Raw genomic sequence first — 16,835 nt, 5'->3', positions numbered from 1 at the left:
GATGCGCCCGGCGGATTCAGCGCCCCCGGACGGTCATATCCGGCCGACGACCTTGCGCGGGGCGATCCGGACGACGACCCGCGGGTCGTCGTTGACCGCGTCCGGGTTGAACTCCGCGTACGGCTTGCCGGTGTACTTCCGCGACAGTTCGTCGATCAGCTCCGGCCCGCCCTCGGTGGTGAGCGAGGCGGTGCCGCGGACCTCGGCATAGGTGTACGGGGCGTCGGAGGGCTGGATCACCACGGAGACCCGCGGGTCGCGGCGGAGGTTGGCCTCCTTGCGGCGCCCGACGGTCGTCGAGATCAGCAGGTCGTCGCCGTCCCGCTTGACCCAAACCGGCGAGGACTGGGGGCTGCCGTCGGGCTGGATCGTCGTCACGATCACGAACACCGGCGTGTCGAGGAGCTTCTTGAGGTCGTCGGAGAGGGTGGCAGTCACAAGCGCGTCCTTCCTACGGGCCGGCGGATACCGGTACTCCGTAGCTCCTCAACACCCGTACGCGGCACGGCATTCCCGCAGCGGCGGAACATTTCCGCCGGCGCGCCACGGGCTCGTCCGCCGGGTCCCTAGGACGTACGGACCACCAGCGCCGTCGCGACCGCCGCCAGCCCTTCGGCGCGGCCCGTCAGCCCCAGTCCGTCGGAGGTCGTCCCGGACACCGAGACCGGCGCGCCGACCGCCGCCGACAGCGCCTTCTGCGCCTCGTCGCGCCGCTTGCCGACCTTGGGGCGTACGCCGATGACCTGCACCGCGACATTGCCGATGGCGAATCCCTCGGCCCGTACGATGCGCGCGGCCTCGGCCAGCAGCGTCACCCCGGAGGCGCCGGACCACTCGGGGCGGCCGGTGCCGAAGTGCGCGCCGAGGTCGCCGACGCCGGCGGCGGAGAACAGCGCGTCACAGGCGGCGTGCGCGGCCACATCGCCGTCGCTGTGCCCGGCCAGGCCATACTCCTCGTCCTCCCACAGCAGCCCGGCGCACCACAGCTCGCGGCCGCGTTCAAAGGCGTGCACGTCCGTGCCGATGCCGACGAGGGGGATACCGGGGAGACCGGCGGGGGTCGGCTCAGACATAGCCATCGGTGGCCCTCCTACGGGCGAGTACGGCCTCGGCCAGGACCAGGTCCAGCGGCCGGGTCACCTTGAACGCTTCCTCGTGGCCGGGCACGACCACGACCGGCTGCCCGAGCCGTTCGACGAGCCCGGCGTCGTCGGTGGCACCCTCGCCCTCGACGACGGTGTCATGCGCCTTGAGCAGGGTCTCGCGGTCGAAGCCCTGCGGCGTCTGTACGGCACGCAGCAGCGCCCGCTCCGGGGTGCCGACGACCGGCTCCGGGGTGCCCTGCGGCTGCGGTGCGACCTGCTTGACGGTGTCGGCCAGCGGCAGCGCCGGGACGACGGCGGGCGCACCGGCCCGTACGGCGGCGATCACCGCGTCGACGGTGTCGACGGGGACAAGCGGGCGGGCCGCGTCGTGCACCAGCACCACGTCGATGGCCTCCGGCAGCGCCGCGAGCCCGAGCCGTACGGACTCCTGGCGGGTCGCGCCACCGGGGACGACGACCAGGTCGGTGCGGTCCCCGAGCGGATGCTCGTCGAGGAGGTGGCGGACCTCGGGGGCACCGTCGGGCGGGGCGACCACCACGACGAGGGACACGGCGCGCGAGGCGGCCATCGCGCGGACGGCGTGCACCAGCATGGGGGTGCCGCCCAGGGCGCGCAGCGCCTTGGGGGCGCCGGGGCCGAGCCGGACGCCGCGGCCGGCGGCGGGGATCACGGCGGCGGTGCGGATCGGGCTGGCGGGGCGGGAGGGATCTGACATCGAAGGCTCCGGAGTCCGGGGCTGGCCCGGAATTGGCGCAGACAGGTTTGTTTCCTCGTCCGAGGTGGGTATGGCCTGGGCGTACCCCCTGCTCGCAGAGTCGGGGGAGTGCCGGGCGCGACGTCTTGACCGACCCTTCCGTGACATCGGTCGAGTCGACTGCCCGGGCCCGGCACACCACAGGTGCGTACGACGGGCATCCATCACTTCGCATCCGGCACCGCCCACACATCGTGGATTGCCGCAGCGTAGATATGCCGCAGCGCCCGGCAACAGACCCCTCCGTCGGAGGCGGTCGTCACTCGGGCACCGCGGCATTGCTACGTCGCATCACGTCATATCAAGCTCAAGCGGCTCTTGACTGACGTTGCTGTGCTGCTTGCTGACACTGCGCGTCGATGACGTACGTCGGTTGCGCCGTCAGGACGCGAGGACCTCGTCGAGCAGGGTCTCGGCCTTGTCTTCGTTGGTGTTCTCCGCGAGGGCGAGCTCGCTCACCAGGATCTGGCGGGCCTTGGCCAGCATCCTCTTCTCACCGGCGGAGAGTCCGCGCTCGCGCTCACGACGCCACAGGTCACGCACTACCTCGGCGACCTTGATGACATCGCCGGAGGCGAGCTTCTCGAGATTTGCCTTGTAGCGACGGGACCAGTTCGTGGGCTCTTCGGCATACGGTGCACGCAGCACCTCGAAGACCCGGTCCAGCCCGTCCTGACCAACCACGTCGCGTACGCCGACGAACTCCGCATTGTCCGCTGGCACACGAACAGTCAAGTCGCCCTGGGCGACCTTCAGCACCAAGTAGGTCTTGTCCACGCCTTTGATCTGGCGAGTTTCGATGGCCTCGATCAGCGCGGCCCCGTGATGGGGATAGACCACGGTGTCGCCAACCTTGAACGTCATGTGACAGGTACCCCTTCCGTGGCTATCCATGCTAACACGGGACGGGGCCGTTCTGAATGGCGTTTTCGCAGGTCAGGGCATATCTCGGGGCTTGACAACAGCGGTGCGAACGTGCTGCGAGGGGTCCCGCAATGCGGGTATTCGCAGGTCGGAGGGGCTTCACAGGTGAGCGGAAACGTGGCCGTCACACACCCGGAAGCGGTAGATCAACGGGCCGAAAGTCCCGTTTTGCGGAGATCCGTATGAGCGACTTCAGCTACTCCGTTCGGTTGCTCGCAGCCCCTTCGGTCCGTTTCTCGAATTGATCACCGGCCGGTCTCCGAGCATGTTGATCAATTCCTCGCGACGCGCGCATTCCCCGCGAATACTGCTTTTCACCGGGGGAAACGCGCCTGCCGCCGACCGGGCCGGAGTGTTCTCGCCGGAACACACACTCCTGGGGATTATTCAAACCGGCTTCTCGGGACACGCCGGAACGCCTTCTGGACCCGTCCGGGATTGTTGTTCCGGGTGACCGGCGGGGCGCGGAGGTGACGCGGAAGGGGCGTCGGCGTGGCGTTCGCGGGGTGGCGTCCGGCTCGGCGGTCGCGGGGTGCCGCGCCGGGCGCCGGGGAGCCCCTCGGCGCCCCCGTTCACCCCGCCTCACCGGCCCCACGGCGCCGCGGAACGGGCTGGGGGCGGGTCGGGTGCGGCGGCGTGAGGACGGCTCGGTAACCTAGCGGCGCTGACACACCCTTAGGGCGGCTTTACGTGCCCGTCGCCATGACGCGTACGCAAGATCGCCGCAGCCCATCCGCGACCGGGCAAGAAGTTCGGCCGCCGTAGCTCGTCAAGGAGATGCCGCCGCCGTGAGCCGCAGCCTTCGACGCGGCGTCCTCGCCGCCACCGTCCTTTCGCTCTCCGTCGTCTCGCTGTCCGCCTGCGGGGCCGGTGGCGATGCGCAGACGCTGCAGGTCAAGCCGGACAGCGCCGCGACCTCCGTCGGTGACATCAAGATCCAGAACGCCAATGTGATCACCCAGCCCGAGCTGAACGCCAAGGGCCCGGCCGTGATCAGCGCGACGGTCTTCAACAGCGGCACCAAGGACCAGAAGCTGACCGCGATCACCGTCAACGGCACCGGCGCATCGGCCGCGCTCAAGGCGGCCTCCGGTTCGGGCCCGATCACCGTGCCGGCCGGCGGCTCCGTCGTCATCGGCGGCAAGGGCAACGCCTCGGCCGTCCTGGCCAGCGGGCGCGAGGCCGTCAAGGACGGCGACATCCAGCCCGTGACGTTCGACTTCAGCTCCACCGGCAAGGTGCAGCTGGGCGCCTACGTCGTCCCGGCGAAGAACTACTTCGTGGGCTTCGGGCCCACCCAGATGCCGCAGCCCTCCGGCTCGCCGTCCGCCTCGGGCAAGCCGACCGGCTCCGCGAGCCCGTCCGCGACGGGCAAGCCGTCGGCGGGGGCCACCCCGTCCGGCACCGCCACGAAGTCGGCCCACCAGGGGCACTGAGCCCCCTCGGGACACAGATACGCGTCAGGGCGCCCCTCCGGCCGGGAGGGGCGCCCTGACGCGTCTGTACGCGTCTGTACGCGCACGTCCCGCCGTGGCCGGCTCGCGGCCCCGGCGGCCTACGGCTCGAACTTGTAGCCCAGGCCGCGGACCGTGACCAGATAGCGCGGCGCGCCCGGGTCGGGCTCGATCTTGGCGCGCAGGCGCTTGACGTGGACGTCGAGGGTCTTGGTGTCGCCCACGTAGTCGGCGCCCCAGACGCGGTCGATCAGCTGCATACGGGTCAGCACCCGGCCGGCGTTGCGCAGCAGCATCTCCAGGAGGTCGAACTCCTTCAGGGGCAGATCGACCTTGCCGCCGGAGACCGTGACGACATGGCGGTCCACGTCCATCCGGACCGGGCCGGCCTCCAGGGCCTGCGGGGCGACCTCCTCCGGCTCGCCGCGGCGGCGCAGCACGGCACGGATGCGAGCGACCAGTTCGCGGGAGGAGAAGGGCTTGGTGACGTAGTCGTCGGCTCCTATTTCCAGGCCGACGACCTTGTCGATCTCGCTGTCCTTGGCGGTCACCATGATGACCGGGACATTGGAACGGCCACGCAGCTGGCGGCAGACCTCGGTGCCGGGCAGGCCCGGCAGCATCAGATCCAGCAGGACGAGGTCGGCACCGTTGCGCTCGAACTCGTCCAGACCGTCAGGGCCCGTAGCCGCGATGGCGACCTCGAAACCCTCCTTGCGGAGCATGTACGACAGTGCGTCGCTGAACGATTCCTCGTCCTCGACAACGAGCACTCGGGTCACGGAAGGACCTCCGGGGCAGGGTGTGCTGGCAGTGGATCGTTGAAGGTCTCGTACGGGCGGTCCTCATCCGGGCGGTCCTCGTCGTCGAGGCCCTCCGGGGTGAGGCCGGCGGGCCGTTCGCGGTCGCGGACGGCACCGGCTTCCGGGAGACGCAGGGTGAAGGTGGAGCCCTGTCCCTCAGCGCTCCACACCGTGACCTCTCCCCCGTGGGAGGCGGCCACGTGCTTGACGATGGCGAGGCCGAGGCCGGTCCCGCCGGTGGCGCGCGAGCGCGCCGGGTCCACTCGGTAGAACCGCTCGAAGATGCGGTCCCGGTCCTTCTCCGAGATCCCGATGCCCTGGTCGGTCACCGCGATCTCGATCAGGTCTCCTCCGGGCGCGGAGACCCGGCGCCCGGCGATCCCGACCCGGGTGCGGGCCGGGGAGTAGTTGACGGCGTTCTCGACGAGGTTGCCGAGGGCCGCGGCGAGCTGGCCGCGATTTCCCCATACGTGCAGGTCGGCGGTGCCGCCGGCGGCCATGGTGATCTGCTTCGTACCGGCCTGCTGGCGGCAGCGGTCGATCGCCTCGGCGACCAGTTCGTCGACGCGGACCGGCTCGGCGTCCTCCAGCGGATCGTCGTTCTGGACCCGGGAGAGGTCGATCAGCTCCTGGACGAGGCTGGTCAGGCGGGTGGCTTCGTTCTGCATCCGGCCGGCGAAGCGGGTGACCGCCTCGGGGTCGTCGCTGGCGTCCATCACCGCCTCGGACAGCAGGGAGAGGGCGCCGACGGGGGTCTTGAGCTCATGGCTGACGTTGGCCACGAAGTCGCGCCGGACCGCCTCTATCCGGCGGGCCTCGGTGAGGTCCTCGACCAGGAGGAGGACGAGGCGGGAGCCGAGCGGGGCGACCCGGGCGGAGACGGCGAGGGCGTCCCCGCGGCCGGTGCCGCGGCGCGGCAGATCCAGCTCGACCTGGCGTATCTCGCCGTCCCGGCGGGTGTCGCGGGCCATCTGCATCATCGGTTCGACGGCGAGCTTGCCGCCGCGGACCAGCCCGAGGGCGTACGCGGCGGAGCTGGCCTTGACGACGGAGTCGGCCTCGTCGAGGACGACGGCGGAGGAGCGCAGCACCGACAGGACGGTGTCGACGCCGGGCGGCAGCACGGCGTCGGTGTGCAGGGACGTCCGCGTGGGCTTGGCCTGGTCGCGCTCGCTCCAGCGGAACGCCAGCATGGCGAAGACGCCGGTGCACAGTCCGGCGATCGCTGCCACTGCGGCAACGGCCGCGTCCACGTTCATGACTCCAGCGTATGCGGCAGGTCGGACACTTCCCCAGCGCTGCGCGGATCTGCTCAAACACCCGTCGCCCAGAGTTCACCGTGACGTCGGTACCGGTTCACTCCGGAGGCCGAGCCGCAGACCGGCGACGGTCCGGGGCAGCGGTCATGTCGCTCAGAGTTCACCTTCATGTCGGTACTGGTTCACCCCGGGTGGGAGTGCCGGTCGCGATGCCCCCGCACGGTGAGGGTGCGGGCGCAGGAGTCGGTCCCGCACCGGGCGCGCGACGGCCGGGCTCCATGGGCCTTCAGGGTGGAGCGCGGGACGTACGAGCACGGGGCGTGGGAACGTGGGAACCGGCCGCCATCGGACATCCGTTCCCCACGGCCCCCACCCACCACCTGACACCACTCGAACCACTCGATGCGAGAGAAGGTCACTGATGCGGGACGCGTACCACGAGGAGCTTGATTCGATCGGCGAGGGCCTGGTCGAGATGGCCCGGCTCGTCGGCTCCGCGATCGGGCGCGCCACCACGGCGATACTCGACGCGGACCTCAAGCTGGCCGAGAGCGTGATCGCCGCGGACGAGAAGGTCGACGACCTCCAGCGCGATCTCGAGGCGCGGGCGATAGCCCTGCTGGCGCGGCAGCAGCCGGTCGCCACCGACCTGCGGATAGTCGTCACCTCGCTGCGGATGAGCGCCGACCTGGAGCGCTCGGGCGACCTGGCCCAGCATGTGGCCAAGCTGGCGCGGCTGCGCTTCCCGCACACCGCCGTTCCGCGCGATCTGCATGCGACCATCCTGGAGATGGGGCAGCTGGCGCAGCGCCTGATGGCCAAGGCCGCCGAGGTCATCATCACCAAGGACGTCGATCTGGCGCTCCAGCTGGAGCAGGACGACGACGCGATGGACCTGCTGCACCGCGCCCTCTTCCAGCACCTGATGGACGACCGCTGGAAGCACGGCATCGAGACCGCCGTGGACGTGACCCTGCTGGGCCGCTACTACGAGCGCTTCGCGGACCACGCCGTGTCCGTGGCCAAGCGGGTGGTCTATCTGGTCACCGGCGAGCACGCCGATGAAATCGCCCCGCCGACGCAGGTCGAGGGCGCATAGGGGCCTGCGGGAGCCGTCCACCGCCCCCGTGCGCCATTGACGCATGCCCCCACGCGCCGTTGACGCGCCTCCTGGCCCGGGCTTGCAATGGGCACCAAGGTGACCCCTAGGAGGCAATGCATGGCACTCATGGCGGACTCCACCCACACCGCTCCGGCGCGGGACGCCGCGGCGCCCGTCACATATCCGCCGCTTCCGCTGCTGAGCGGCTGCCAGTGCGGCCCCGGATGCAGCTGCGGCTGCCAGTCCGGCGGCTCCTGCCAGTGCGGCGGTTCGTGCGGTTAGCCACCGCGCTGTCCACCGCGGCCCCGTCCGGCGTTCCGTCGGGCGGGGCCGCTGCGTCGTGTGGGGTCGCTGCGTCGTGTGAGGCCTCTCCGTCCGGCAGGCCGGCGGGACCGTCCGGGCAGCCGTTCTCCGCTCGAAAATTCGCTATCGGTCCCTTTTGTCACAAATGCATCGCGAAGCGGGCTCCCCCCATAGCGGTCACCGCCTCCAAAGCGTTGGCCCGAGCATGAAGCCCTCAAAGAACTCCGCTCACGCCCACCGGCTGCCGCCCGCCCAGGACGAGTACCGCGCCGGCGTCAACCCCGAGCTGCTCGGCGCGTACTGGCTCGACACCCCCGACCGCGACCATGTGGCCGCGGACTGCCCCTGGTGCCGCGAACTGGCCGCCTCCGAATCCGGCCGCCCCACGACACAAGCCCCCCACCCGCGGAATATCCGCAGGTAGAGGGCTTGCTCGGGGCGGCTCGGCCGCGCGGTGCTACTTCTTCTTGCCCTGATTCTTCACGGCCTCGATGGCGGCCTTGGCGGCCTCCGGGTCGAGGTAGGTGCCGCCGGGGTTGAGCGGGCGGAAGTCGGCGTCCAGCTCGTAGGAGAGCGGGATGCCGGTGGGGATGTTCAGCCCGGCGATGTCCGCGTCGGAGATCCCGTCGAGGTGCTTGACCAGCGCGCGCAGGCTGTTGCCGTGGGCGGCGACCAGGACCGTACGGCCGGCGACGAGGTCCGGGACGATGCCGTCGTACCAGTACGGCAGCATGCGCGTGACGACGTCCTTGAGGCACTCGGTGCGCGGGCGCAGCTCGCTGGGGATGGTGGCGTAGCGCGGGTCGTCGCTCTGCGAGAACTCGGTGCCGTCCTCCAGGGCGGGCGGCGGGGTGTCGTACGAGCGGCGCCAGAGCATGAACTGCTCCTCGCCGAACTCGGCCAGGGTCTGCGCCTTGTCCTTGCCCTGGAGCGCGCCGTAGTGGCGCTCGTTCAGCCGCCAGCTGCGGTGCACCGGGATCCAGTGCCGGTCGGCGGACTCCAGGGCCAGCTGCGCGGTGCGGATGGCGCGCTTCTGGAGGGAGGTGTGCACTACGTCGGGGAGCAGGCCGGCGTCCTTGAGCAGCTCTCCGCCGCGGACCGCCTCCTTCTCGCCCTTCTCGTTCAGATTGACGTCCACCCAGCCGGTGAACAGGTTCTTCGCATTCCACTCGCTCTCGCCGTGGCGGAGGAGGATCAGCTTGTACGTCGCGTCGGCCATGGCCTTGAGCGTAATCGAATCCCGGACGGGGCCCGGAACCCGTCCATGACCTGGGCCGCGGCGTGATCTTCGGCGCCGCCCGCCCTGCGCCCGGCAGGCTACGCGGGCCAGTCCCAGCCCAGCTGGAGGAACATGCCGAGCCGGTCGCTCACCGCACGGATCTCGGCGATCCTGCCCTCACGCAGGGTGAAGATCCAGATCTGCTCGACGGAGCAGGTGCGGTGGGTGGGGCGCGGCATACGGGGGTGGGCGCCGGTGTGCCGACCGCTGACGGTCAGCCGCGCCACCACGGTCTCCCCCTCCGCTATCAGCTGCTCGGCCACCGCGGTGAACTCGCCGAAGGCCGCGAGCTGTTGCCGGAAGCCGTCGAAGGCGGCGCCGGGCCGGTCCTCCTCGCCGTGGATGATCTTGTTGTGGTCGATGACGTCCGCCGCCAGGTAGTCGGGGAAGTCGTCGATCCGGCGTTCGTTGAAGGCGTCGATGAAGCCCTGGATGAGCCGCTTGTTCGTGTTGCCGGTGTTGCTTGCGCTGCCGGTGTTGCTCGCATTGCTGATGTTGTTCGCATTGCTGGCGTCGTTCGCAGTGATCTCCGGTATCTCGCCCACCCCTGTCGTCGATTGCCTCACGGAGGTTGCCACGGAAGCTGCCTTACGTTGTAAGAATCGTGCCCCGCTAGACTGAACTTACGGCGTAAGAAAGTCAAGGGCGACGGCGAACGGGAGTCAGGGCATGGCGGACAGGGCGGGCAAGCGGTCGCGGGGCGAACGGGCCGGGCTGTCGCGGGAGTTGGTGCTGGACACCGCGTTGCAGCTGGTGGACCGGGAAGGGCTGCGCGGTCTGTCCATGCGGCGGCTGGGGGGCGCGTTGGGGGTGGAGGCGATGACGCTCTATCACTACGTGCCCAGCAAAGAGGCGCTGCTGGACGGCCTGGTGGAGCGGGTCTTCGCCGAGGCGCTGCCGCCGTCCGTCGAGGGCGCGCCCTGGCAGGAGCAACTGCTCGGCTATGCGGCCTCGTTGCGGGAGACGTTGCTGCGGCATCCGGGCGTCCTTCCGCTGGCCGTCACCCGCCCCATGGCGACGCCCGCCGGACTGGACGCGGTGGAACGCGGTCTGGGCGCCCTGACCGGCGCCGGTTTCCCGCTCGGCCGGGCGCTCGACGCGTTCAATGCGCTCTCCCTGTTCGTCGTGGGGCACACGGCCGCCGAGGTCGGCGTGGGCAGCGACGCCGACCCGGAGGGCCGCACCCCCGGTTCGGCCGGCTCGTTGGCCCGCCTGGACGCCGCGCGCTATCCGCTGCTGACGGAGGCGGCCCGGACGGGGACCGGCGCGGACGATGCGGAACGGTTCGGCTTCGCGGCGAAGGCGCTGGTCACCGGGTTTGCCGCGGGCGTAGGGGCGGAGAGCGGCGGGGCCGGGCGTCTGCGCTAACGCCGAAAGGCGGGGCCGTACGGGCGCCTACGCCGACGCCGACCGGCCCGTCAGATGCGCGAACGCGGCCAGATTGCGGGTGGACTCGCCGCGTGCCACCCGCCAGGCGTACTCCTTGCGGATCGCCGTCGCGAAGCCCATCTCCAGCAGGGTGTTGAAGCTGCCGTCAGCGTTCTCCAGGACCGTGCCGAGGATCCGGTCGAGTTCGTCGGGGGTGACGGCGGACAGCGGGAGCTTGCCGACGAGGTAGATGTCGCCGAGGTGGTCGAGGGCGTAACTGACGCCGTAGAGGCGGGTGTTGCGCTCCAGGAGCCAGCGGTGGACGGCTTCGTGGTTCTCGTCGGGGTGGCGGACGACGAAGGCGTTGATGGACAGGGAGTGTCTGCCGACGATCAGCGAGCAGGTCGTCGACAGCTTGCGGGTGCCGGGGAGCTTGATGACGTAGGTGCCGTCGGAGGGCGACTCCCACTCCAGCTCCGCGTCCCGCAGCGTGCTCTCGATCACCTCGGCCGGGGTCATCGCCTCGCCCGGGGCCATCGCCGCGCCGGCCGTCCGTGCCGCCGCACCGTGCTCCCGGCCCCGGCCGGCCTCACCCGTCATCTCAGCCATGGAGGGATCGTAGGTGACGCCGGTGTTCCTGGAGGGCGGCGGTGTACACGTCGGCGGTCGCGGCGGCGGCGGTGTCCCAGCCGAAGGACTGGGCGTGCCGGGCGGCCGCGGCGCCCATCCGGGCCGACAGCCCCGGGTCCGCCACGAAGCGGCCGAGCGCGCGGGCGTAGTCGGCGGGGTCGTGGCCGGCGACGAGGAAGCCGCTGACGCCGTCGCGTACGGCCACCGGGAGGCCGCCGACCGCGGCCGCGACGACGGGCGTGCCGCATGCCTGGGCCTCGATCGCGACCAGCCCGAAGGACTCGCTGTACGAGGGCATGACCAGCACCGATGCCGCGCGGTACCAGTCGGCGAGCTGCTCTTGGCCGACCGGCGGGCGGAACCGGACGATATCCGCGATGCCGAGCCGGGCGGCCAGCTTCTGCAGGCCCTCCGGTTTGGCCAGGCCGCTGCCGCTGGGCCCGCCGACCACCGGGACGACCAGGCGGGAGCGCAGGGCCGGGTCTTCCTCCAGGAGGGCGGCCGCGGCGTGCAGCAGGATGTCGGGGGCCTTGAGCGGCTGTATCCGGCCGGCGAAGAGCGGGATGACGGCGTCGTGGGGCAGGCCGAGGCGGGCACGGGCGGCGGCCCGGCTCTCGGCGACGGTACGGCTCTCGGCCCCGGCACCCGCCGCACCGGTCACATCCGCCCCACCGGCAGCGCCCTCCGGGGCACCCGCCGTCAGCGGCCGGAAGCGGTCCAGGTTGACTCCCGGATGCACCACGGCCACCTTGTCCCGCTCCGCGGCGTAGTGCCGGACCAGCTCGTCCGCCTCCTCGTCGGTGTTGGCGACCAGCCGGTCCGCGGCGCGCACGATCTGGGTCTCGCCGATCACCCGGGCGGCGGGCTCGGGGGTGTCACCGGCGGCGAGCGCGGCGTTCTTGACCTTGGCCATGGTGTGCATGGCGTGCACCAGGGGGACGCCCCAGCGCTCGGCGGCGAGCCAGCCGACATGGCCGGAGAGCCAGTAGTGGGAGTGGACCAGGTCGTAGTGGCCGGGGCGGTGGCCGGCCCAGGCCCGCATCACGCCGTGGGTGAAGGCGCACAGCTGGGCGGGCAGCTCCTCCTTGGCCAGGCCCTCGTACGGACCGGCGTCCACGTGCCGTACGAGGACGCCCGGGGCCAGCTCCACGGTGGGCGGCAGGGTGCCCGTCGTCGCCCGGGTGAAGATCTCGACCTCGATGCCGAGGGCGGCGAGCTTCCTGGCCAGCTCGACGATGTAGACGTTCATCCCGCCGGCGTCGCCGGTGCCCGGCTGGTGCAGCGGGGAGGTGTGCACGCTGAGCATCGCCACCCGGCGCGGACGGCGCGGTACGCCGGGCAGCCGCAGCCGCGCCGACCCCGGGAACGGGCCGTGGGGACGGCTGCGGAGCCGGGACACGTATTGGCTCACTGCGAGCTCCCTCCTTGGCCGGACGTTCGGCGCGCCTCCGAACCCCTCCAACAATGCGGGCCGCCCATCCATTTCCGCACGGCGCCCCGCGCCCTCACTTTGCCAAAGCATGACCTTTGGCCGGACGGCCGCCCCCTGGCCCGTACTCTCGATGCCATGGCCCGCCGCACCTCCGTCCCCGCCGCCTCCCGCCCCGTCGGCACGGTCACCCGCGGCACCACCAACCCCAACCGGCTGCGCCGGATGGACCGCTGGATAGCCGCCGAGCACGGCGCCGAGCTGCGCCGCAGCGCCGACCCGGTCGCCGTCGACCTGGGCTACGGCGCCGCGCCCTGGACCGCGGTGGAGCTGCTGGGCAGGCTGCGCACGGTCCGGCCGGACGCCCAGGTGGTCGGCATCGAGATCGAACCGGCCCGGGTGGCGGCCGCCCAGCCGTACGAGGCGCCGGGGCTGGATTTCGTCCACGGGGGCTTCGAGGTGCCGCTGCCGGGCGGGCAGGGGCGGGCGCCGGTCCTGATCCGGGCCGCGAATGTGCTGCGGCAGTACGACGAGGAGGAGGTGGCCGCCGTCTGGCGGCAGCTGTGCGCGCGGCTGGCGCCCGGCGGGCTGCTGGTCGAGGGCACCTGCGATGAGATCGGGCGGCGGCACGTCTGGGTCGCGCTGGGGCCCGAGGGCCCGCGCACGGTCACCTTCGCCACCCGGCTCGGCTCCCTCCACACCCCCTCCGACCTGGCCGAACGCCTCCCGAAGGCGCTGATCCACCGGAACGTCCCGGGCGAGCCGGTGCACGCCTTCCTGCGGGACTTCGACCGCGCCTGGGCGGCGGCCGCCCCGCTCGGCGCGCTGGGCGCCCGTCAGCGCTGGCTCGCCGCCGTCCACGCCCTGGGGGCGGACTGGCCGCTGACCGGCGATCCGCGGCGGCGCCGCCAGGGGGAGGTCACGGTGCGCTGGGAGGCGCTGGCGCCCGGGGCGTGAGCCCGCGCGCCGGGCCCTACCGGGCGAGCACCGGCTGCACGCGCTCCCCCAGCTCCCGCAGCCGCCGCTCCGTCTCCGAGCCGCGCGGGGCCGTGTACGTCACCAGCGCCTGGTCCGGGTCGCTGCTCAGCCGGAAGCTCTCGAAGGTGACCTCCAGCTGACCCACCTCCGGGTGCCGGATGCGCTTGGTGCCGCGCAGACACTCGTGCACCGACTGGGTCTCCCAGATCCTGCGGAAGTCCGCACTCCGGGCCAGCAGTTCGTTGACGACCTCGCAGATCCGCGGATCGTCCGGGTGCCGGCCGCTGTCGGCCCGCAGATTGCCGACCACCTCCACGGCCTTGGCCTTCCAGTCCGGGAACAGGGCGCGCGCCACCGGGTCGAGGAAGACCAGCAGGGCGGTGTTGCGCCGGTCCGCGTCGAGCGCCTCCAGGTCGAAGGCGACCCGGCCGCCGAGCGCGTTCCAGGCCAGGACGTCCAGGCCGCGGCCCATGACCATGGCTGGGACGGTGGCCTCCATGGCGTCCAGCAGCTGCTGGATCTCCGGCCGTACGGTCTGCCCGGGGACCGCGCCGGGGGCGCAGGCGTCCGGTGTGCGCCGCCGGGGCGCCGCGATGTTGCGCAGATACGTCACCTCGCCGCCGGACAGCCGCAGCGCCCGCGCGATGGCGTCCAGGACGCTGTCGGAGATCGCGTGCGCCCGCCCCTGCTCGATCCGGGTGTAGTAGTCCACGCTGATGCCGGCGAGCTGGGCGACCTCCTCGCGCCGCAGGCCCCGCACCCGGCGGCGGTTGACCCCGTCGGGCAGGCCGAGGTCCTCCGGGTTCAGCCCCGCCCGGCGGGCCTTGAGGAACGAACCGATCTCGATTTCCGCGTGCAGCATCCGTCCAGTATGCGACGCACCACCGGTTGGGTGGTTCCGCCGGACCCAGGCTGTGACGGGCCTGGTCCGCTCCGTACACGGGCAGCAGGGTGGTGCCCTCGACCCCTTCTCGTACAAGGAGCGGCACATGCAGCGCAGGATCCTCGGCGGCACCGGCATCTCGGTCAGCGAGTACGCGCTGGGCGCGATGATGCTCGGCGCCTGGGGCAACACCGATCACGAAGACGGCGTACGGATCGTGCACCGCGCGCTCGACGCCGGGATCAACTTCGTCGACACCGCCGACGTCTACGCCGCCGGCGAGTCCGAGGAGATCGTCGGCAAGGCGCTCAAGGGACGCCGCGACGACGTCGTCCTGGCCACGAAGTTTTTCAACCCGATGGGCCCGGACGCCAACCACGGCGGAAACTCCCGCCGTTGGATCGTGCGCGCGGTCGAGGACAGCCTGCGCCGGCTCGGCACCGACCACATCGACCTCTACCAGGTGCACCGCCCCGACCCCACGACCGATATCGACGAGACGCTCGGGGCGCTCTCGGATCTCGTGCGCTCCGGCAAGGTACGGGCCGTCGGCACCTCCACCTTCCCCGCCGAGCTGATCGTCGAGGCCCAGTGGACCGCCGAACGCCGCGGTCACGTCCGTTTCCGCACCGAGCAGCCGCCGTACTCGATACTGGCGCGCGGCGTGGAGAACGCGGTGCTGCCGACCGCGCAGCGCTACGGCATGGGCGTGCTGACCTGGGGCCCGCTCAGCGCGGGCTGGCTGTCGGGGCGCGATCTGTCGGCCAGCTCCCGGGCCGGGCTGGAGACGTCGAAGTTCGACCTCTCCGTACCCGAGAACGCCCGCAAGGCCGAGGCCGTCGCCGCGCTCGCCGAGCTCGCCGCCGAGGCCGGCCTCACCCTTCCCCACCTGGCGACCGCCTTCGTCCGCGCACACCCCGCGGTCACCTCCGTGATCATCGGCCCGCGCACCCTCGACCAGCTCGACAGCCTCCTGGACGGCGCCGACGTCACCCTGGGCGCGGACGTCCTCGACCGCATCGACGCGATCGTCCCGCCGGGCACGGACCTCAACCGCGCCGACAGCTACTACGTCCCGCCCGCCGTGGCGGACGCGGCGCTGCGGCGGCGCTGAGGCTCGTTCGCCGCGGCGTGCGGCGGCGGGGTCTCCACCCGTGGGTGGAGACCCCACAATCAACCCCTGGGTGGTCGCGCCCCGCGCCGCACGCGGAGCAGCCTTGAGCCATGGGCTCGCTTCACTCCGCACTGATCGCTCTCACCACCGTCTGCGTCCTGATCTTCGTCGCCGCCTGGATCGCGGGCGCCGTCTACTTCGGCGTGAAGAGCCAGGCCGGTCCGGGCGACTGGCTACGGGGGCTGCGTCGCACCCTCCCCCGCCGGCTCCTGCTGATCGCGGGCGCCTACGCCTTCTCCGTCCTGGTCAGGCAGTTTCCCCGGTTCTGGCACCGCCTCCAGTACTGGCAGCCCGGGCTCGCGCTGGTCGGAGCCGTTCTGGTCGTCGCCTCCACCGCGTTGCTGCTGTGGGCGCGCTGGGTGCTGGGCACGATGTGGGCCAGCGTCCCGATGGTCCGGGAGCACCATGAACTGCGCACCGACGGCCCCTACCGGCTGGTCCGCCACCCCATATACACCGGTCTGCTGGGCCTGATCGTCGGTGGCATGCTGGCCTGCGGCTTCGGCGTCTGGACGGCCTTCCTGATCGTCGCCGTCCCCTGGCTCCTGCGCCGGGTCCACGTCGAGGACAATCTGATGGCCCATCAGTTCGGTGCCGCCTACGACGCCTACCGGGCCCGCGTCCCGGCACTGCTGCCCTGGCCCCGTCGTGGCCGGTAGTCGGCCGTCGGCTTCAGGGCGCTCCCGACCGCGCCACCCGGAACCCCAAGTCGTCGATCCGCAGCGTCGGATGGCTCTTGCGGCGGCAGGAGGCGCGGCAGGCGCGGGGCGGGTCGTAGGCGCCGCCGCCACGGAAGATGCGGTACGGGCCGTAGACGGCGGGGTCGTAGAGATCCCAGCACCACTCCCATACGTTGCCGATCATGTCGTGCAGGCCCCAGGCGTTCGGGCTCCGGGTGCCGACGTCGTGGACCGTGTAGCCGGAGTTGCCGCGGTACCAGGCGATGTCGTCCAGGTCTCCGTAGCGGACGTCGGAGGTGCCGGCGCGGCAGGCGTACTCCCATTCCGCCTCGGTGGGGAGGCGGTAGCCGTCGGCCGTCCCGTCGCAGGTCACAGCCAGGGCGTCCGGGTCGGAGAGGTCGGCGGGGAGGGCGTAGCAGGGGGTGCGTCCCGTTGCCTCGGAGAGCCGGTTGCAGAAGTGGAGGGCGTCCTTCCAGGACACCTCGGTCACGGGTGTGTGCGGGCCCGCCGGGCTCTCGGGGGCCTCGCCCAGGACGGTGCGGTACAGCTCGCGGGTCACCGGGTACGGCGCCAGGCGGAAGGCCCCGACCTCGGCCGTCCAGGTGGTCCTCGTGCCCTCGTCGCGCAGGTCGATCCGTCCGGCGGGGATGCCGAGCAGGGGCGGGGCGGGAACGGTGGGGGTGGTCACCGGTCCTTTGTAGGCGAACGG

The 16,835-nt window shown here is 71.8% G+C and carries 20 protein-coding genes; 8 read left to right on the top strand and 12 right to left on the bottom strand.

What is annotated here, in order from left to right; genetic code table 11:
• Nucleotides 1–33: 33 nt before the first annotated feature.
• The 4 genes from B1H19_RS24335 to B1H19_RS24320 all read right to left on the bottom strand — a co-directional run bounded on the left by B1H19_RS24335 (nt 34) and on the right by B1H19_RS24320 (nt 2,724).
• Nucleotides 34–438 (bottom strand): PPOX class F420-dependent oxidoreductase, encoded by a 405-nt coding sequence (locus B1H19_RS24335; RefSeq protein WP_083106900.1) that lies wholly within the window; start codon nt 436–438, stop codon nt 34–36.
• A gap of 128 nt (nt 439–566) precedes the next feature.
• A complete protein-coding gene (ispF, locus tag B1H19_RS24330) occupies nt 567–1,073 on the bottom strand; it encodes a 2-C-methyl-D-erythritol 2,4-cyclodiphosphate synthase (RefSeq protein WP_272482233.1) in 507 nt (168 codons plus the stop codon).
• On the bottom strand, nt 1,066–1,821 hold the full coding sequence (ispD, locus tag B1H19_RS24325) for a 2-C-methyl-D-erythritol 4-phosphate cytidylyltransferase (protein WP_083106898.1): 756 nt from the start codon (nt 1,819–1,821) through the stop codon (nt 1,066–1,068). The genes ispF and ispD overlap by 8 nt, the downstream gene beginning before the upstream one ends.
• A 420-nt stretch (nt 1,822–2,241) precedes the next feature.
• The gene (locus B1H19_RS24320) at nt 2,242–2,724 is read right to left on the bottom strand and encodes a CarD family transcriptional regulator (RefSeq protein ID WP_010472787.1); all 483 of its coding nucleotides are present in this window, start codon (nt 2,722–2,724) and stop codon (nt 2,242–2,244) included.
• An 848-nt stretch (nt 2,725–3,572) separates the two neighbouring features.
• Here B1H19_RS24320 and B1H19_RS24310 point away from each other — a divergent pair.
• A complete protein-coding gene (locus B1H19_RS24310; RefSeq protein ID WP_083106897.1) occupies nt 3,573–4,220 on the top strand; it encodes a copper chaperone PCu(A)C domain-containing protein in 648 nt (215 codons plus the stop codon).
• A 119-nt stretch (nt 4,221–4,339) separates the two neighbouring features.
• On the opposite strand, the gene phoP is transcribed toward B1H19_RS24310, so the two are convergent.
• Both phoP and phoR read right to left on the bottom strand, forming a co-directional pair.
• Nucleotides 4,340–5,011: a response regulator transcription factor gene (gene phoP / locus B1H19_RS24305; protein WP_466419800.1), complete on the bottom strand. Its 672-nt coding sequence runs from the start codon at nt 5,009–5,011 to the stop codon at nt 4,340–4,342.
• Between the two features lie 5 nt (nt 5,012–5,016).
• Complete coding sequence (gene phoR / locus B1H19_RS24300; RefSeq protein ID WP_083106896.1) at nt 5,017–6,300, bottom strand: two-component system sensor histidine kinase PhoR; 1,284 nt, start codon at nt 6,298–6,300, stop codon at nt 5,017–5,019.
• Between the two features lie 421 nt (nt 6,301–6,721).
• On the opposite strand from phoR, the gene phoU reads away from it, so the two are divergent.
• The 3 genes from phoU (at nt 6,722) to B1H19_RS24290 (ending at nt 8,129) form a co-directional block, all read left to right on the top strand.
• Entirely contained in the window at nt 6,722–7,399 is a 678-nt protein-coding gene (phoU, locus tag B1H19_RS24295; RefSeq protein ID WP_083106895.1) for a phosphate signaling complex protein PhoU, read from the top strand.
• Nucleotides 7,400–7,519: 120 nt separating this feature from the next.
• Nucleotides 7,520–7,684 carry a hypothetical protein gene (locus tag B1H19_RS38825; RefSeq protein ID WP_159028127.1) on the top strand — a complete coding sequence of 55 codons (165 nt, stop codon included), beginning with the start codon at nt 7,520–7,522 and terminating at the stop codon, nt 7,682–7,684.
• Nucleotides 7,685–7,910: 226 nt separating this feature from the next.
• Nucleotides 7,911–8,129: a hypothetical protein gene (locus B1H19_RS24290; protein ID WP_083106894.1), complete on the top strand. Its 219-nt coding sequence runs from the start codon at nt 7,911–7,913 to the stop codon at nt 8,127–8,129.
• 33 nt (nt 8,130–8,162) lie between these two features.
• On the opposite strand, the gene B1H19_RS24285 is transcribed toward B1H19_RS24290, so the two are convergent.
• Nucleotides 8,163–8,924 (bottom strand): phosphoglyceromutase, encoded by a 762-nt coding sequence (locus tag B1H19_RS24285; RefSeq protein ID WP_083106893.1) that lies wholly within the window; start codon nt 8,922–8,924, stop codon nt 8,163–8,165.
• 98 nt (nt 8,925–9,022) lie between these two features.
• Nucleotides 9,023–9,562, bottom strand: a complete 540-nt coding sequence (locus B1H19_RS24280) for an ester cyclase (RefSeq protein ID WP_237289497.1) — start codon at nt 9,560–9,562, stop codon at nt 9,023–9,025.
• A gap of 91 nt (nt 9,563–9,653) precedes the next feature.
• Here B1H19_RS24280 and B1H19_RS24275 point away from each other — a divergent pair, with 91 nt between their 5' ends.
• Entirely contained in the window at nt 9,654–10,352 is a 699-nt protein-coding gene (locus B1H19_RS24275; protein WP_083106892.1) for a TetR/AcrR family transcriptional regulator C-terminal domain-containing protein, read from the top strand.
• Nucleotides 10,353–10,379: 27 nt separating this feature from the next.
• On the opposite strand, the gene B1H19_RS24270 is transcribed toward B1H19_RS24275, so the two are convergent.
• Both B1H19_RS24270 and B1H19_RS24265 read right to left on the bottom strand, forming a co-directional pair.
• On the bottom strand, nt 10,380–10,889 hold the full coding sequence (locus B1H19_RS24270; protein WP_083109841.1) for a type III secretion system chaperone family protein: 510 nt from the start codon (nt 10,887–10,889) through the stop codon (nt 10,380–10,382).
• Between the two features lie 64 nt (nt 10,890–10,953).
• Entirely contained in the window at nt 10,954–12,393 is a 1,440-nt protein-coding gene (locus tag B1H19_RS24265; protein ID WP_083106891.1) for a glycosyltransferase, read from the bottom strand.
• Between the two features lie 156 nt (nt 12,394–12,549).
• On the opposite strand from B1H19_RS24265, the gene B1H19_RS24260 reads away from it, so the two are divergent.
• A complete protein-coding gene (locus B1H19_RS24260) occupies nt 12,550–13,368 on the top strand; it encodes a class I SAM-dependent methyltransferase (protein ID WP_083106890.1) in 819 nt (272 codons plus the stop codon).
• A gap of 16 nt (nt 13,369–13,384) precedes the next feature.
• Here the strand turns inward: B1H19_RS24260 and B1H19_RS24255 are convergent, their stop codons facing one another.
• A complete protein-coding gene (locus tag B1H19_RS24255; protein WP_083106889.1) occupies nt 13,385–14,251 on the bottom strand; it encodes a helix-turn-helix domain-containing protein in 867 nt (288 codons plus the stop codon).
• Between the two features lie 127 nt (nt 14,252–14,378).
• Between B1H19_RS24255 and B1H19_RS24250 the strand changes: the two genes are divergently transcribed.
• Nucleotides 14,379–15,386 (top strand): aldo/keto reductase, encoded by a 1,008-nt coding sequence (locus tag B1H19_RS24250; protein WP_083109840.1) that lies wholly within the window; start codon nt 14,379–14,381, stop codon nt 15,384–15,386.
• A gap of 110 nt (nt 15,387–15,496) precedes the next feature.
• Nucleotides 15,497–16,105 carry a methyltransferase family protein gene (locus tag B1H19_RS24245; protein ID WP_083106888.1) on the top strand — a complete coding sequence of 203 codons (609 nt, stop codon included), beginning with the start codon at nt 15,497–15,499 and terminating at the stop codon, nt 16,103–16,105.
• 13 nt (nt 16,106–16,118) lie between these two features.
• Here the strand turns inward: B1H19_RS24245 and B1H19_RS24240 are convergent, their stop codons facing one another.
• Nucleotides 16,119–16,814 (bottom strand): formylglycine-generating enzyme family protein, encoded by a 696-nt coding sequence (locus B1H19_RS24240; protein ID WP_237289496.1) that lies wholly within the window; start codon nt 16,812–16,814, stop codon nt 16,119–16,121.
• Nucleotides 16,815–16,835 lie beyond the last annotated feature (21 nt).

Origin of the sequence: Streptomyces gilvosporeus (assembly GCF_002082195.1) — a bacterium.
GTDB lineage: Bacteria > Actinomycetota > Actinomycetes > Streptomycetales > Streptomycetaceae > Streptomyces > Streptomyces gilvosporeus.
Note: the sequence above shows the minus strand (reverse complement) of the source record. Positions and strands in the feature narration are given on the sequence as shown.

Coding starts and splice junctions, on each gene's coding strand:
- B1H19_RS24260 (WP_083106890.1), top strand. CDS start 12,550: ATGGCCCGCCGCACCTCCGTCCCCGCCGCCTCCCGCCCCGTCGGCACG.
- ispD (WP_083106898.1), bottom strand. CDS start 1,821: ATGTCAGATCCCTCCCGCCCCGCCAGCCCGATCCGCACCGCCGCCGTG.
- B1H19_RS38825 (WP_159028127.1), top strand. CDS start 7,520: ATGGCACTCATGGCGGACTCCACCCACACCGCTCCGGCGCGGGACGCC.
- B1H19_RS24270 (WP_083109841.1), bottom strand. CDS start 10,889: ATGGCCCCGGGCGAGGCGATGACCCCGGCCGAGGTGATCGAGAGCACG.
- B1H19_RS24250 (WP_083109840.1), top strand. CDS start 14,379: ATGCAGCGCAGGATCCTCGGCGGCACCGGCATCTCGGTCAGCGAGTAC.
- B1H19_RS24285 (WP_083106893.1), bottom strand. CDS start 8,924: ATGGCCGACGCGACGTACAAGCTGATCCTCCTCCGCCACGGCGAGAGC.
- B1H19_RS24290 (WP_083106894.1), top strand. CDS start 7,911: ATGAAGCCCTCAAAGAACTCCGCTCACGCCCACCGGCTGCCGCCCGCC.
- B1H19_RS24320 (WP_010472787.1), bottom strand. CDS start 2,724: ATGACGTTCAAGGTTGGCGACACCGTGGTCTATCCCCATCACGGGGCC.
- B1H19_RS24245 (WP_083106888.1), top strand. CDS start 15,497: ATGGGCTCGCTTCACTCCGCACTGATCGCTCTCACCACCGTCTGCGTC.
- phoR (WP_083106896.1), bottom strand. CDS start 6,300: ATGAACGTGGACGCGGCCGTTGCCGCAGTGGCAGCGATCGCCGGACTG.
- phoU (WP_083106895.1), top strand. CDS start 6,722: ATGCGGGACGCGTACCACGAGGAGCTTGATTCGATCGGCGAGGGCCTG.
- ispF (WP_272482233.1), bottom strand. CDS start 1,073: ATGTCTGAGCCGACCCCCGCCGGTCTCCCCGGTATCCCCCTCGTCGGC.
- B1H19_RS24275 (WP_083106892.1), top strand. CDS start 9,654: ATGGCGGACAGGGCGGGCAAGCGGTCGCGGGGCGAACGGGCCGGGCTG.
- B1H19_RS24255 (WP_083106889.1), bottom strand. CDS start 14,251: ATGCTGCACGCGGAAATCGAGATCGGTTCGTTCCTCAAGGCCCGCCGG.